Source organism: Galbibacter sp., from assembly GCF_048266365.1.
Taxonomy (GTDB): Bacteria; Bacteroidota; Bacteroidia; order Flavobacteriales; family Flavobacteriaceae; genus Galbibacter.
In genome coordinates this window covers 83538-98827 of record NZ_JBLWZP010000005.1, presented here as the reverse complement: position 1 = coordinate 98827, position 15290 = coordinate 83538, and the positions used below count along the sequence as shown (strand labels likewise).

The following is a 15290-nucleotide window of genomic DNA, read 5'->3' as shown; positions in this document are numbered from 1 at the left end:
TGCCCTGATAGTATCGGGGCTTTTTATTTACATAATTCATGAGTGACGCTATAAAACACGAATGCGGGATTGCCTTAGTTAGACTGTTAAAACCCTTGGATTACTACAAGGATAAATATGGGAGTACATTTTACGGAATAAACAAAATGTACTTGATGATGGAAAAGCAGCACAATAGGGGGCAAGATGGTGCTGGATTTGCTAGCATTAAATTGAATATGCAACCTGGCGAACGCTATATGAGCCGCATACGATCCAATCAGGCGCAACCCATACAGGACATTTTTACTCAAATTAATAGTCGAATCAACCAGGAGCTTTCTGAGCATCCCGAGTATCAAAATGATACTGAGTTGCAAAAACGACACATGCCTTACGTAGGTGAGCTTATGTTGGGTCACGTACGTTACGGTACTTTTGGAAAAAACAGTATTGAGAGTGTCCATCCATTTTTAAGACAAAACAACTGGATGCATCGAAATTTAATTGTTGCTGGAAATTTTAATATGACCAATGTCAATGAATTGTTTTCGAATTTGGTTCGTATAGGACAGCACCCTAAAGAGATGACGGACACCGTTACTGTTATGGAAAAGATTGGACACTTTTTGGATGATGCTGTAGCCAAACTCTATAAAGAAGTTAAAAAGGAGGGCTATAATAAGATGGAAGCCTCACCTATAATAGCAGATCGATTGAATGTGGCAAAGATACTTCGCAAAGCCGCCAAAAACTTTGACGGTGGTTATGCCATGGCTGGGTTATTGGGACATGGTGATGCATTTGTACTTCGCGATCCAGCTGGTATACGTCCGACCTATTACTATCAAGATGATGAAGTAGTGGTAGTGGCTTCAGAACGCCCAGTGATTCAGACCGTATTTAATGTTGAATTTGAGGATATCCAAGAACTCGATCCTGGGAAAGCCATAATAATTAAAAAGAATGGAACTGTTAGGACAAAACGAATTCTTGACCCACTTGAGCGCAAGGCTTGTTCTTTTGAAAGAATATATTTTTCAAGAGGGAGTGATTCAGAAATCTACCAGGAACGTAAAAAACTTGGCCGTTTGTTATTTCCAAAAATACTAAAGGCCATTGATGGTGATATGGAGAATACAGTTTTCTCTTATATTCCAAATACAGCTGAGACTTCGTTTTTTGGGATGTTTAAACAAGCACAGGATTATTTGAACAAAAGAAAAGAAGAAGTTATATTAAAAGAAGGAAGTTCATTGACCAGTGAACGACTTCATGAAATACTCTCTAGTAGACCACGTGTAGAAAAGGTAGCTATTAAAGACGTTAAACTCCGTACTTTTATCACTGAAGACAGTAGTCGTGATGATTTGGTTACCCACGTTTATGATGTCACTTATGGATCTGTAAAACCTACAGATAATTTGGTGATCATCGATGATAGTATCGTTAGAGGGACTACACTTAAGAAAAGTATTTTACGTATGCTAGATCGACTTAATCCTAAAGCTATTGTGGTAGTCTCATCTGCTCCTCAGATACGCTATCCAGACTGTTATGGTATCGATATGGCTCGATTGGAGGACCTTATTGCCTTTAGAGCAACACTTAGCCTTCACAAGGATCGTGGTACCGAATCAATTGTAGAAGAAATCTACCAGGAATGTAAAGCCCAAGTAGACATGGCACCAGAAGAGGTTAAGAATTCAGTACAACAATTCTATGAGCCGTTTACTAATGAAGAGATTTCAGATAAAATTTCAGAGCTTTTATGTCCAGAAGGAATGAAGGCAACGGTTAAAATCATTTATCAAACTGTCGACAACTTACACGTTGCATGTCCTAAAAATCTAGGGGACTGGTATTTCACTGGAGATTATCCAACAACAGGAGGCAACAGGGTCGTAAATAGAGCGTTTATGAATTTTTATGAAGGTGTACAAGGCAGAGCGTACTAGTAGAATAGGCAAAATACAGTTCAACGTTAATTTATGTAATTTAACTGATTGTTAACGCAAAAATAACTACTTAACCTTATCTTTGGGATACCATAGCATAAGTAGGTTAAGTTCATGGTAAGATTTGGGGCAAAAAAGGTGGATCTAATCCACCTTTTTTATTTTCCAGTATTTCCTCTTCGAATTCGCATCACAGCGATTATATACTTTTAAGTTATCAACATTTTTTGTCATTGATCTAAAATTCGTGCATTATGTCTGATATATAGAGACACAATCTAGGAAGGGTTTATATTTGTACTACCATAGCATAAGTAGGTTAAGTTCATGGTAAGATTTGGGGCAAAAAAGGTGGATCTAATCCACCTTTTTTATTTTACGATACTTCTTATTTTCTCAACACTCCCATTATAATGCTAAAGACCTTAAGTGGCTTTTTAACTGATAAAAAGGATATTATATCTAAAAAATTTTTGAAAATACATTTAAATATAGTACTTTTACGATACCATAGCATAAGTAGGTTAAGTTCATGGTAAGATTTGGGGCAAAAAGGGTGGATTTATTCCACCCTTTTTATTTACAAAAAAATGCATTCCGTAGAATGCATTTTAATCATAGTTTAGTTTTTGGCTATTTTAGTTCCCAGCCTTCTCTATAAGTTCCCTTCACCCAATTATTGGCATCCTGGTAGTTTGTTACGCTCATGTTTTGACCATCCCAAAGGATTTTCTTTCTTCCTGGATAAGTATATGGATCCCAATCACCCGGTTTTTTTCCAGTTTTTAAAACTTTATATTGAAACGCTTTAATCGCTAGATTTCCCATAAGAACAGCTTCGGTTAATGGGCCAGCATATTCAAAAGGAGATGAAGTTTCTGTCCCTTTTAAGCAGCCTTCAACCCAATTATTATAATGTCCACCGACGGCACCTTTAATTCTTTTTAATCTTTCTACAGGAAGGGCACCGACCTTGTCTTTATAGTAATTTAAAATTCTTGGGTTTTCTGAATAAGCATCTGTGACCATTACTCCTTTTTCACCATAGAATATGGAGCCACCTCCCGAATCGCCAATACTCTCACCTTCTTGGAGGTGGTCTGGGATATCAGGCATGATACCGCCATCATACCAGTTTAAGGCTATTTCCCCATATGTCTTGTGATCGAACTTAAGTCTAACAATGGATGAGGGAGGGCATGAATCGCTGTAGTCAGCTTCCACAAAATCCCCTGACCATACTGTTGTACAGCTTGCCTCGGCTTCTTTAGGGTATCCAAGACCTAAAGTTCTAAAGGGTGTTTCCATAATGTGACATCCCATATCCCCTAATGCTCCTGTCCCAAAGTCCCACCATCCGCGCCATTTGAATGGTAGATATGCCGAATTATACGGTCTTTGAGCGGCGGGTCCCAACCATAAATCCCAATCTAAGGTTTCTGGTATAGGTTCTCCTTCAGGGGAAGGTCTTGTGCCTTGAGGCCATACAGGACGGTTTGTCCAGCAATCGACTCGATTAACTTTTCCAAGCACTCCTGCCTCCAACCATTCTTGGGTGGTCCTTGCACCATCTGAAGAACCTCCTTGGTTACCCATCTGGGTAACAATTCCTTGCTGCTTAGCGACCTGAGCCATTAAACGTGCTTCCGCAATATTATGCGTAAGTGGTTTCTCGACATAGGCATGCTTCTTTTCTCTCATAAACGGCAATGCTATAGTAGCGTGCGTATGATCTGGTGTGGCCACCATGACAGCATCTATGTTCTTTAATTCTTTATCGTAGACTTTTCTAAAATCCTTGTATTGCTTTGCTTTGGGGAATTTTTTAAAAGTTGCTGCGGCGCTTCTTTGATCGACATCGCATAGGGAAACAAATTTAACTTGTCTGGTATCGTGTAAATTGTTGATTACAGCAGCGCCTCTGCCTCCTACTCCAAAGGCTGCCACATATAATGTGTCGCTGGGAGCAATATGATTCCCGCCGAGAACATGGGAAGGGACGATATACAAGGCGCTGCCGACTGCAGTTGCATTTTTGATAAAGTTTCTACGTTTCATCGTATTTATTTAAGTTTAAATCGTTTTATTAGTGAAAAGAAAGCAAAAAGGTACGTAAAAAAATATTAATTCTGAAATGGTATAAATCAATTTTGGGATGAAAGTGTGTGGTGGATTCACTGTTCATGTCGTAATGAAAAAAAATTAGATTTGATTTTCGGCTGCCGTTGGGACTTTATCCTTTAAAAAATTGTATTTTTCAGTTTCAAAGAATTTAATATGAAAAGGTTTGGGGTACTTTTTTGTTGTTTACTCTTAATTTCCTGTAATTGGCTGGCTTCTAAAACGGAAGTCAAAGAAGAATTAATTCAAAAAGAATTGGATACTATAAATTGGAATGATGTAGACAGATATCCCCTTTTTGAGAATTGCGATGAAACCTTGTCAAGGGAGGAACAAAAACGCTGTTTTCAAAATGGATTCAATCAACATTTTCATAAATCACTACAACAGCAAAGTTTGGTCGTTCATCAAAATTTAAATGATACCCTAAGGGTGCAGCTTTTAATTGGAAAGCAAGGAGAGGTAACCATACTTCAAATCAAAAAGTCCAAAAGAATAGCGGAGCAAATTCCTGAAATAGATACCTTAATTGCACATAGCGTAGAAACTTTACCCAAAGTATATCCTGCTTTAAAACGTGATATTCCGGTGAATATGAAAATTCAGATGCCAATCATTTTAAAAGCTGGAACATTTTAGTCTAAGAATGGCTAACTTCGTTGTCATAAAACTAAACATTAAATCTTTTAATATTGTCCAATAAAGAGCGTATCATATTAGGAATTGATCCAGGAACTACAATAATGGGGTTCGGACTCATTAAATGTACAGGACAACATATGGAACTTCTTCAGATCGATGAGTTGATACTGAAGAAATACACTGATCATTATTTAAAACTGCAAAAAATTTTTGAACACACCATCTATCTCATCGATGCCCATCACCCTGATGAGATTTCCATAGAGGCACCCTTTTTTGGGAAAAACGTGCAGTCTATGTTGAAATTAGGTAGGGCACAGGGAGTGGCAATGGCAGCTGGACTTTCTAGACAAATTCCAATAACGGAGTATTCGCCAAAAAAAATCAAAATGGCCATAACAGGAAATGGGAATGCAAGTAAGGAGCAGGTAGCTCGCATGTTACAGAATCAATTAACCTTGAAGAAGCTACCAGATAATTTGGATGGAACTGATGGTTTGGCAGCGGCTGTTTGTCACTTTTACAACAGCGGAACTACTACGGTAGCCAAGAGTTACTCTGGCTGGGACTCCTTTATCAAGCAGAATGAATCTAGAATTAAAAAATGATGCTGTCATATCAAAACACTCATGAAGTACTGCAGGCCGCAACAAATGGGGAAAATTATATAGATCTTATCGCCCAAATTAACAAAGATTTGAAATTGTCTAATTTGGATTGTGAATTTGAGGATTCTATTTCTCCAGCTGCATTAAAGAATGATCTGTGCGAACTTGTTTTCCATTGCATCAATCAAAAATTCGCGGACTATCTTAATCTTTTATATATCGTGGATGTTTCAGAGGACCAGATAAAAGCTCTGGATGGAAGTGACTTGGTTGCTCTGACAGAAAATGTGGTTTTTCTGATATTAAAAAGGGAATATGAAAAGATATGGTACAAAAAGCGAAATACCTAAACTGTCACGTATTTTAGACTGATTCTTAAATACTTTAAATACATAGTTTTAAAGTAACTTTAACATCTTTTGGAGTTTAATTTCTTATATTATAAAATAAGGAAGTTTAATCTAAAATTTATCTATGTTAAAAATTATTGTTAAAGAAGGTGAGAATATCGAAAGGGCATTAAAAAGGTTTAAAAATAAATATAGAAAGACAAGAGTGCTCTATACACTGAGGGATAGACAATACTATTCTAAACCTTCTGAATTAAAAAGAAAAAAACTAGAAAAAGCTCAGTACAAAGAACAGTATTTACGTTCTTTAGAAGAGTAGGGTGAAAGGGATTTACAAAATATTTGAGTAGATTTACCGCTTAATTATTTTGATAATGTCTGAACCAAAATCTTTTTATATCCAATGCGTAAAGCAGTATGGGGAACAAATTAAAGCAGTACAAAAAAAACTACGATTATTAGGTTTTTTGCGACTGCTTTCTTTTTTAGCATGTATCGCTGTAGTCTATCAATTTTGGGGGCGGTTACCACAGCTCAGTATTGGGCTTCCTGTTGGGTTAGTGCTGTTTTTGTTCTTGGTGATAAAGTATAAGAACCAGAGAGGCTTAAAGCAAAAACTAGAGAAGCTACTAGAGATCAACGAGACGGAATTAAAGGTTTTAGATAAAAAATTTGACTTTTTAGAAACCGGAGTTCAGTTTAGTGATCCATTGCACGAGTTTAGTCATGATATCGATCTGTTTGGTGACCGAAGTTTTTTTCAATACGCTAATCGTACTGCAACTGCAGAGGGGAGAACAAAGCTTGCAGGTATTTTTACAGCCAATAGCCATCAGGATATTAGGCTGAAACAACAGGCGATAAAGGAACTTGCTGATATGCCTGAGTGGAGACAGGAATTCACTGCGATTGCTGCCTTGGTAAAGACAGAGCTGCCCAACTCGGTAATACAAGATTGTCTTCAACAGCACAAGCCAATTGTGAAAGGCGTGATTCGCAAACTTCCACTGCTATTTTCAATTGGATCTATTGTGCTTTTAATACTGAGTTCATTTGATGTTGTCTCAAGTAATATGTTGATGTACTGGTTTATTATAGGTCTGATTATCACGGGATTCTTTTTTAAACGAATCAGTTATTTGTCTAACCAACTTGATGCCGTACAGGATAGTTTCCGTCAATTTGAACTACTTATTGGCTTAATCGAAAAAACGAGCTTTAAGAGTGAGTTGCTCAAACAACAGCAAGGTGTATTAGTCAACAACTCCAGTTCAACTTCCGTTATTATTAAAAAATTTGCCAAAGCCTTGGATGCTTTGGAACAGCGAAACAATCTTTTTGTGTCTATAGCTGGTAACGGATTTCTATTGCTGGACATATACAATGCCTATAAGGTTGAAAAATGGATATTCGAACACAAAAACTCTGTTGAAAAATGGTTTGATGTGGTCTCCTTTTATGATGCCTATAATTCTTTAGGGAATTTTGCTTTTAATCATCCTAAATACAGTTTTCCGACCCTGAGTGAGTTCACTGGAGTCATACAGGCAGAAGATTTGGGACACCCTCTTATTAGGGAGCAGAAGCTTGTTTCAAACACCTTTGACATTGACAAAGGACAGTTCTTTGTTATCACGGGAGCGAACATGGCTGGAAAAAGTACATTTTTAAGAACAGTATCCCTGTATATTATGATGGCAAATACAGGACTTCCTGTATGCGCTACAAAGAGCTCCTACAATCCTATCAAGCTCATAACCAGCATGCGTACTATTGATTCTCTAGCGGAGGATGCCTCCTATTTTTACGCGGAGCTTAAGCGATTAAAGTACATTGTTGATAGGGTTCATGAGGACCGCTATTTTATAGTACTTGATGAGATCCTCAAAGGAACCAACAGCAAGGATAAAGAAATAGGTTCAAAGAAATTTATTCAAAAGTTAACCTCTTCAAAATCCACTGGTATTATTGCGACCCACGATTTGAGTCTGTGTGAACTAGCGATAGATTATTCTCAGGTTAAAAATTATTTCTTTGAGGCCTTTATCGAAGAGGGGAACCTGAGCTTCGATTACACCTTAAAGCAAGGTAAATGTGAAAATATGAATGCTTACTTTTTGCTTCAATCTATGGGAATTATATGAGGAGCCCTGAATTAGTTGTAACAACTTGGGGCGATTATATATAAAAAAACATCGACATGGGAGTTTTAAAAATTCAAATTACTATTTTTGACCCCATAGCGTGATTTTCTTTTTACGATAGAAAAGTAAACCTTAAAAATTTGACCTATGAACGAAACTAGACATAATTGGACCAAGGAAGAGATTCTAGAGATCTATAATAAACCTCTAATGGAGCTGCTATATCAAGCGGCTAGTGTACACAGGGAATATCACGACCCTAATACCGTCCAAGTGTCAACATTGCTGTCGATAAAAACTGGGGGGTGTCCAGAGGATTGTGGGTATTGTCCACAAGCCGCTAGATACCACACAGATGTTGAAGGAAATGATTTGATGACTGTGCCACATGTTAAGGCACAAGCGCTCAGAGCAAAGGCAGCTGGTAGTTCACGTGTATGTATGGGAGCTGCATGGAGAAATGTAAAAGATGGCCCCGAGTTTGATCAGGTTTTAGAAATGGTACGTACGATCAACAAATTAGAGATGGAAGTGTGTTGTACCCTTGGGATGTTGACTGAAAACCAAGCGCAGCGTTTAGCTGAGGCAGGCCTATATGCTTACAATCATAACTTAGACACCTCTGAGGACTATTATAAAGAAGTTATCTCAACTAGAGGCTATGAGGACCGTTTAGAGACTATTGGCAATGTTCGTAAAACCAATGTAACGGTTTGTAGTGGAGGAATCATTGGTATGGGAGAAAAGGTAGAAGATAGAGCTGGGATGTTAGTGGCATTGTCTACGCTTAATCCGCAACCCGAATCCGTTCCAATTAACGCTTTAGTTGCCGTTGAAGGAACCCCCATGGAAGAACAAGAGCCTGTTGAAATTTGGGATATGATTCGTATGGTTGCTACTGCACGTATCGTTATGCCACAAACCCAGGTTCGATTATCTGCAGGACGTACCCAAATGAGTAGAGAAGGACAAGCCATGTGCTTTTTCGCTGGAGCCAACTCAATTTTTGCTGGAGATAAGCTTTTGACTACACCCAATCCGGACGTTAATGAGGATATGGCGATGTTCGAAAAATTAGGATTAATACCACAAAGACCATTTGTGAAGAAAGCGCAACCTGAAAGTGTTGAAGCTGAACAATCACAATTCAAAGAGATAGGAGAGAACCCTAGATGGACTCGTCCAGGACATACTATCGACAGAAACGAAGTTGCCAAGCAAAAGGGTAAAGAAAGTAAGGTAGTTTAAGGTTTAAAATTCTTAAGTTATTGCAAAATATATAATTGCCTATTGTAATATGATTCTTGTTATAGAAAACAAATTGTAACTTTGTGGTTGTTTTTTAAAGTTTGTGTTTACATGGAGCTAAGAGAAATACCCCGTTTAGAAACGATTACTGAAGAAGAATTTGTCGCTAATTATGTAAAGCCGCAAAAGCCGGTAGTGGTTGCGAATATAACTAAAGACTGGCCTGCCTATCAGAAATGGCACCTTGACTACATCAGAGAAGTAGCTGAAGACAAAATAGTTCCTTTATATGATGATCGTCCAGTAACCCATAAGGATGGCTTCAATGAACCTCATGCAAAAATGAAAATGGGGGATTACATTGATTTATTAGAAAAGGAGCCAACGAACTATCGGATTTTTCTTTTTAATCTCATGAAGGAAGTTCCTTCGCTACAAGAGGATTTTAAATGGCCTGAATTGGGCATTAAGCTCGTCAAGCAACTTCCGATGTTGTTTTTTGGAGGGGAGAACTCCAAGGTATTTATGCATTTTGATATAGATTATTCCAATATACTTCACTTTCATTTTCACGGTAAAAAACAATGTGTACTTTTTGCACCTGACCAAAGCAAGTATATGTACAAGGTCCCGCATTCATTGATATCAAGAGAGGATATAAATTTTGATAATCCTGATTTTGATCTCTGGCCAGCTTTAAAACAGGCTAATGGATATATAGCGCACTTGGAACATGGAGACATGCTTTACATGCCAGAAGGTTATTGGCATTATATGAAATATGTGACTCCTGGATTTTCTATGAGCCTTCGTTCCTTGCCCAAAAAGCCAATACATTTTGCTAAAGCTGCATACAATGTGTTAGTGATGCGTCATTTTGATAACCTCATGCGACGTTGGAAAGGCCAAGATTGGATCGATCATAAAAATGAGCAAGCGATCAGACGGACGCACCAAGATTTGGGTATTTGGGGTAAGTGAACTACCCGTCTACGCCGAGGCGATAGATAGGCTTGGGGTTTCATAGGATGTGCTACTGTAGTAGACTGAATTCTCCTCCACCTTTGTAATCGACAGTCCCTGCCGATATATTTCCCACCCTTCTTTTAGGATGTTCTTTGCTGCATTTATATCACGGTCTAAGTGATGACCATTGCCACAAGTCCATTCTCTATCGGCAAGGCTTAAATCTTCATTTATCCATCCACACGCATTACAGATTTTAGAGGAGGGTAAAAACCGGTCTACTTTTATGAGTTTACGACCATAATGGTCACATTTATAATGTAATAACTCTAAAAAAGTTCCCCAGCTGGCATCAGTAATGGGTTTGGATAACTTTTTGTCTTCAATCATACCCCTTACATTTAAATTCTCAACAACTATTATTTGATTATCCCTAACCAGCTCGCTGCTCACCTTATGTAAGTTATCTAATCTACTGTTTGAAATTTTCTCATAAACTTTGGCAACTTTGCGTCTTTGGTTTTCAAACCCATTGCTGCCTTTTTTCTTACGAGAAAGGTGTTTTTGTGCTTTTTTTAATTGAAGTGCATATTTATTAGTATAACGGTTGTTTTTGAATTTCTTACCATCGGAGGTAATTGCAAAATCTTTTATGCCTAAATCAACACCAATGGCTTTTTTTATTTTTGGTAATTGTTTGATTTCTTGCTGGGTGAAAATGCAAACAAAGTATTTGCCCGCTTGAGTACGGGTGATGGTCATTTTACCAATCTTTCCTTCTACTTTTCTATGTAACCTTACTTTAATCCCTTTTTTGAATTTTGGTATTCTAATGCGATCTCCTTCAATCTTTCCATACTGTGGAACTGTGAAGCTGTTTTTGTGGTTTAGTGATTTAAAACGTGGAAACTTCGAACACTTCTTAAAGAAGTTTATAAAAGTTGTATCCAAAGATTTTAAAGCAAATGTTAGTGCTTGACTGTTGACCTCGTTAAGCCAAATTTTATCTGATTGTTTTTTGAGTTGTGTCAAAACACGCGCTTGGGCGAAGTAATTGTCGAACTTTTTTTCTGTATTATATTGTTCTATACGTTCACTTAAGAAATGATTGTACACAAAACGCACACTTCCGAAGTGTTTAGCAAGTAGAGTTTGTTGCTTTTTATTCGGGATCAATCTGAAGCGATATGTCTTATGTTTCATGTTCATTACTACAAAATTATAGCTTTCACAAAGCATATCTTGTTAGATATGATAAAGTTATGAACATTAACACAATTCTTACACTTTATAAATCTTGTTTTATGGCAAATACATGAAGTATTATATGGTTGAAGTTTTTGACCGTAAAGGTGAATATAACCCGAGTAAGGTTAATAAGGGAGTTAACACGCTATAGATATGAAATGATCAATGGAATTTAAGCACTGATTTATAACTTTAATAAGGGTATAATTCTGCTGCTTTTTCGTAGACCATATGTGATTCCCAGCCTCTGTATAGCAGGTAGTCCACTAGTTTCTTTTTGGCTTTCAGCGGATTAGTTTCTGTGATTTGTTCTGCTCTTTTTTGGGCTAAGCGATCAAAGGTCTCATAGTAATCTGAATCCGAGATTTCTTTAAGGGCTGTTTGAATATTAAAACGGGAAATCTCTCTAGCTTTTAATTCTCGAACTATTCTGATCTTGCCCCATTTTTTGATTTGAAATTTACCACGCGCAAAACTTTTGGAAAAACGCTCTTCGTTTAAAAACCTATTGGCGATCAAATGAGCTATGATGTTGTCAATCGCTATTGGAATCATCCCCATATTCCTTAGTTTGGCCACCACTTCTTTGTGACAACGATCCTGGTAAGCACAATAGTGCTCTAGTCTTTTAGTCGCCTCTTCAACGGTATAGCCAGTTTTTTTAATCATAGTGTAAAGGAACAAAAAGTGCCGAGGCATTGCAAAAGTTTTCTGAATTTAAAGCTGAAGGGAGTTGTAAGCGGTATAGTCGTGTAAAAAATTAGGAGCTGTAGTTTTGAAAATTTGTGTTACTTTTAAGGGAAACTTAAACCTAACTAATTTTGAGCACTTTAAAACAACGATATCTCTCCTTGGATGTTCTCCGGGGACTGACTTTATTTCTGATGATTATTGTAAACACCCCTGGATCTTGGGGAAGTGTATATAGGCCTTTACACCATGCAGCATGGCATGGATTTACACTTACTGATTTAGTGTTTCCGACTTTCCTTTTTGTGGTTGGTAATGCGATGAGCTTTAGTATGCGGAAGTTTGAACAGATGCCACAATCTGCATTTTTGAAAAAGGTATTTAAAAGGACCTTTATCATCTTTGCCATTGGATTTTTACTATCCTGGTTTCCATTCTTTAGGGATGGTCAGCTTAAAGCCTTAGCGGACACGCGTATTTTTGGTGTTTTACAACGCATTGCACTTTGTTACTTTTTTGCTTCTTTAGTCATTCACTACTGGAAAATTAAAGGAGCCTTGATATTTAGTGTGGTCGCTTTAGTAGGCTATAATTTAATTATTTACACCATGGGTGATTATAGCTTGGAAGGCAACGCTGCTCTAAAATTGGATTTATGGTTGTTGGGACCTAACCACTTATACCACGGTGAGGGAATTCCTTTTGATCCAGAAGGCTTGTTAAGCACCTTACCTGCCATAGTGAATGTGATCTTTGGGTATTTCGCTGGGGTGTTTCTACAGCAAAGTGGGAAGAATTTTAAAACCATTGCGTTGTTAATGCTCGCTGGAGCAACCCTTGTATTTATGGCTTTGAGTTGGGACTTGTTATTTCCGATCAACAAAAAAATATGGACTAGCTCTTATGTGCTATTAACCGTTGGAATAGACGTGATGGTACTTTCCTTTTTGGTCTATGGTATTGAAATATTGGACAAAAAGAATTGGACCTATTTCTTTGAGGTTTTGGGGAAGAACCCACTCTTCATATATATCCTTTCTGGTTTGTTTGTGAAGTTGTTGTTTTTGATTCGAATTGACGGTAACACCGCTTACGGCTGGATAGCCGAAAATGTGTTTATGTCATGGTTGGGTGATTATTTCGGGTCATTTATCTTTGCACTTGCCTTTACGATGATACTCTGGTACATAGGTTATGTTATGGATAAACGGAAAATTTATATAAAAGTGTAATGAGTGCATTTTCAAGAATAACTTTAAAAGTTTTAAAATTCGCATACTTGTAGAAGAATTGTTAACTAAATGAGATGGGTGGGTTCCTCCGTACATATTTAAAACTATTATTGTATATTTATTGTGTGAGTTGTATGGATTTATCATGATTTTGAGAAGGTAATGCTTTTGAAAAATGATGACCTATACAACTCGTTCAGTCGACTCATTTTCGGATGTATTCTTCAATTGAAACCTTCGTGGAGTGAGTTTTTTTAATCTTAAACCAAATACCAACCAATGCCTTTATTTATTGTTCTTCTAGGAATCCTACTGCTATTTCTGCTTATTGTAAAATTTAAACTCAATGCCTTTCTCACCTTTATCATTGTGTCCTTATTTGTAGGTATTGCCGGCGGAATGGAACTGGACTCAGTGGTGGCCTCGATACAAAACGGGATCGGAGGAACACTAGGCTTTTTAGTGCTTATATTAGGTTTGGGTGCCATGTTGGGTAAGCTTGTTGCAGACAGTGGAGCTGCCCAACAAATTACAGATAAACTAATTGCGAAGTTTGGAAGAAAGTATATCCAATGGGCAGTGGTTCTCACTGGTTTTATTGTGGGGATACCAATGTTCTACTCTGTGGGTTTTGTACTTCTCATTCCTCTAATATTTACCGTAGCAATTTCCAGTAGAGTGCCGCTCTTATATGTGGGATTACCAATGCTTACTTCATTGTCGGTAACTCACGGGTTTTTGCCTCCACATCCAGCTCCTACAGCAATTGTAGAACAATTTAATGCAGACATAGGTAAGACTCTATTGTATGGAATAATAATAGCTATACCAACTATCATAATATCAGGGCCTATGCTGGCTAGAACTTCTTGGATTCAAAAGGTAAATGCCACCCCATTAAAGGAATTCTACAATGCACAACCTATAGAAAAAAGTAAATTACCAGGAATGACGGTGAGTATTCTCACGGCGCTATTGCCAGTTATTCTCATAGGTGTTTCGACTATAGGCAATCACTTTTTAGATCCAAACTCTATAGGATCTACACTCTTGAGTTTTGTGGGTGATCCTGTGATTGCAATGCTTATTGCTGTACTGGTAGGAATTTATACCCTAGGATTATCAAGAGGGAAGAAAATGACCGAACTGATGAACTCCCTCACGGAGTCCATATCGAGTATCACCATGATACTTCTTATCATCGCGGGAGCCGGAGCCTTAAAACAAATTTTAGTCGATAGTGGCGTCAGTGAATATATCGCAGATTTAATTAAAGATTCAGATCTATCTCCCTTGTTTTTGGCATGGCTGATCGCAACAGTAATTAGAGTGTGTGTTGGCTCAGCTACTGTGGCAGGATTAACCACGGCTGGGATAGTCTCCACCCTTGCACAAAGTCAAGGTGTGAGCGCAGAATTGATGGTGCTAGCTATTGGGTCTGGAAGTCTTATGTTATCCCATGTAAACGATAGTGGATTTTGGATGTTTAAGGAATACTTTAATCTCTCCGTTAAGGAGACTTTATCCACTTGGACAGTGATGGAAACTTCTGTGGGAATCATAGGACTTATAGGGGTGTTAATTTTGAATTTTTTCGTATAATTAGAGTTCATATTTAAAACTAAATCACCTATGAAAAAACCATCGGAAAGAATTGCAGAACTAGGAATTATATTACCGCCAGCTCCAAAACCAGCAGGAGTATATCGTCCAATCCTTGTCGTTGATAATTTCTTGTATGTATCAGGGCAGGGGCCTGTGCTTGAGGATGGTAATCTAATATCTGGAAGGGTCGGTGAAGATTTAGACGTAGACGGGGGTTACAAGGGAGCCAGACAGGTGGGACTTACCATGCTGTCCACCATTCAAACTCATTTTGGGGATATTGATCGAATTAAAAGGGTGGTGAAGGTTTTTGGTATGGTGAATTGTACGCCTGATTTTAGAAAACATCCCCTTGTGATCAATGGATTTAGTGAATTAATGGCAGAGGTTTTTGGAACAGAAAATGGAATAGGGGTTCGAAGTGCTGTGGGTATGATGTTGCCCGACAACATTCCAGTCGAAGTAGAAGCTATTTTTGAATTACATAAATAATTGAATG

General features: G+C 37.7%; 14 protein-coding genes. 11 read left to right on the top strand and 3 right to left on the bottom strand.

Annotation, left to right across the window (positions count from 1 at the left end; all coding sequences use genetic code 11):
• The first annotated feature begins 38 nt into the window (after positions 1-38).
• A complete protein-coding gene (locus ACN0TV_RS09440) occupies positions 39-1937 on the top strand; it encodes an amidophosphoribosyltransferase (RefSeq protein ID WP_417362398.1) in 1899 nt (632 codons plus the stop codon).
• 633 nt (positions 1938-2570) lie between these two features.
• On the opposite strand, the gene ACN0TV_RS09435 is transcribed toward ACN0TV_RS09440, so the two are convergent.
• Positions 2571-3995: a Gfo/Idh/MocA family protein gene (locus ACN0TV_RS09435; RefSeq protein ID WP_417362397.1), complete on the bottom strand. Its 1425-nt coding sequence runs from the start codon at positions 3993-3995 to the stop codon at positions 2571-2573.
• Between the two features lie 219 nt (positions 3996-4214).
• On the opposite strand from ACN0TV_RS09435, the gene ACN0TV_RS09430 reads away from it, so the two are divergent.
• From ACN0TV_RS09430 to ACN0TV_RS09400, 7 genes are all read left to right on the top strand, one after another.
• Entirely contained in the window at positions 4215-4697 is a 483-nt protein-coding gene (locus ACN0TV_RS09430) for a hypothetical protein (protein WP_417362395.1), read from the top strand.
• Between the two features lie 53 nt (positions 4698-4750).
• The gene (ruvC, locus tag ACN0TV_RS09425; protein WP_417362393.1) at positions 4751-5308 is read left to right on the top strand and encodes a crossover junction endodeoxyribonuclease RuvC; all 558 of its coding nucleotides are present in this window, start codon (positions 4751-4753) and stop codon (positions 5306-5308) included.
• The gene (locus ACN0TV_RS09420; protein ID WP_417362391.1) at positions 5305-5658 is read left to right on the top strand and encodes a hypothetical protein; all 354 of its coding nucleotides are present in this window, start codon (positions 5305-5307) and stop codon (positions 5656-5658) included. Before ruvC ends, ACN0TV_RS09420 begins: the two co-directional genes overlap by 4 nt.
• Before the next feature lie 124 nt (positions 5659-5782).
• Entirely contained in the window at positions 5783-5977 is a 195-nt protein-coding gene (gene rpsU, locus ACN0TV_RS09415) for a 30S ribosomal protein S21 (protein ID WP_417362389.1), read from the top strand.
• Positions 5978-6032: 55 nt separating this feature from the next.
• Positions 6033-7802, top strand: a complete 1770-nt coding sequence (locus ACN0TV_RS09410) for a MutS-related protein (protein WP_417362387.1) — start codon at positions 6033-6035, stop codon at positions 7800-7802.
• Between the two features lie 147 nt (positions 7803-7949).
• Complete coding sequence (gene bioB / locus ACN0TV_RS09405; RefSeq protein WP_417362385.1) at positions 7950-9050, top strand: biotin synthase BioB; 1101 nt, start codon at positions 7950-7952, stop codon at positions 9048-9050.
• A gap of 111 nt (positions 9051-9161) precedes the next feature.
• Positions 9162-10031, top strand: a complete 870-nt coding sequence (locus ACN0TV_RS09400; RefSeq protein WP_417362383.1) for a cupin-like domain-containing protein — start codon at positions 9162-9164, stop codon at positions 10029-10031.
• 9 nt (positions 10032-10040) lie between these two features.
• Here the strand turns inward: ACN0TV_RS09400 and ACN0TV_RS09395 are convergent, their stop codons facing one another.
• Together ACN0TV_RS09395 and ACN0TV_RS09390 are read right to left on the bottom strand one after the other, a co-directional pair.
• The gene (locus tag ACN0TV_RS09395; protein ID WP_417362381.1) at positions 10041-11225 is read right to left on the bottom strand and encodes an RNA-guided endonuclease TnpB family protein; all 1185 of its coding nucleotides are present in this window, start codon (positions 11223-11225) and stop codon (positions 10041-10043) included.
• Between the two features lie 231 nt (positions 11226-11456).
• Positions 11457-11933, bottom strand: a complete 477-nt coding sequence (locus ACN0TV_RS09390) for a regulatory protein RecX (protein WP_417362379.1) — start codon at positions 11931-11933, stop codon at positions 11457-11459.
• A gap of 152 nt (positions 11934-12085) precedes the next feature.
• On the opposite strand from ACN0TV_RS09390, the gene ACN0TV_RS09385 reads away from it, so the two are divergent.
• The 3 genes from ACN0TV_RS09385 (at position 12086) to ACN0TV_RS09375 (ending at position 15283) form a co-directional block, all read left to right on the top strand.
• Positions 12086-13186 carry an acyltransferase family protein gene (locus ACN0TV_RS09385; protein ID WP_417362377.1) on the top strand — a complete coding sequence of 367 codons (1101 nt, stop codon included), beginning with the start codon at positions 12086-12088 and terminating at the stop codon, positions 13184-13186.
• Positions 13187-13465: 279 nt separating this feature from the next.
• Positions 13466-14788, top strand: coding sequence for a gluconate:H+ symporter (locus ACN0TV_RS09380; RefSeq protein WP_417362375.1), 1323 nt, complete (start codon positions 13466-13468; stop codon positions 14786-14788).
• 30 nt (positions 14789-14818) lie between these two features.
• Entirely contained in the window at positions 14819-15283 is a 465-nt protein-coding gene (locus ACN0TV_RS09375) for a RidA family protein (protein WP_417362373.1), read from the top strand.
• Positions 15284-15290: the final 7 nt, after the last annotated feature.

What these genes read in the sequence shown, in the direction of transcription:
- ACN0TV_RS09390 (WP_417362379.1), bottom strand. Translation starts at nt 11,933, where the DNA reads ATGATTAAAAAAACTGGCTATACCGTTGAAGAGGCGACTAAAAGACTA.
- rpsU (WP_417362389.1), top strand. Translation starts at nt 5,783, where the DNA reads ATGTTAAAAATTATTGTTAAAGAAGGTGAGAATATCGAAAGGGCATTA.
- ACN0TV_RS09420 (WP_417362391.1), top strand. Translation starts at nt 5,305, where the DNA reads ATGATGCTGTCATATCAAAACACTCATGAAGTACTGCAGGCCGCAACA.
- ACN0TV_RS09380 (WP_417362375.1), top strand. Translation starts at nt 13,466, where the DNA reads ATGCCTTTATTTATTGTTCTTCTAGGAATCCTACTGCTATTTCTGCTT.
- ACN0TV_RS09435 (WP_417362397.1), bottom strand. Translation starts at nt 3,995, where the DNA reads ATGAAACGTAGAAACTTTATCAAAAATGCAACTGCAGTCGGCAGCGCC.
- ACN0TV_RS09410 (WP_417362387.1), top strand. Translation starts at nt 6,033, where the DNA reads ATGTCTGAACCAAAATCTTTTTATATCCAATGCGTAAAGCAGTATGGG.
- ACN0TV_RS09430 (WP_417362395.1), top strand. Translation starts at nt 4,215, where the DNA reads ATGAAAAGGTTTGGGGTACTTTTTTGTTGTTTACTCTTAATTTCCTGT.
- ACN0TV_RS09440 (WP_417362398.1), top strand. Translation starts at nt 39, where the DNA reads ATGAGTGACGCTATAAAACACGAATGCGGGATTGCCTTAGTTAGACTG.
- ACN0TV_RS09400 (WP_417362383.1), top strand. Translation starts at nt 9,162, where the DNA reads ATGGAGCTAAGAGAAATACCCCGTTTAGAAACGATTACTGAAGAAGAA.
- ACN0TV_RS09375 (WP_417362373.1), top strand. Translation starts at nt 14,819, where the DNA reads ATGAAAAAACCATCGGAAAGAATTGCAGAACTAGGAATTATATTACCG.
- ACN0TV_RS09395 (WP_417362381.1), bottom strand. Translation starts at nt 11,225, where the DNA reads ATGAACATGAAACATAAGACATATCGCTTCAGATTGATCCCGAATAAA.
- bioB (WP_417362385.1), top strand. Translation starts at nt 7,950, where the DNA reads ATGAACGAAACTAGACATAATTGGACCAAGGAAGAGATTCTAGAGATC.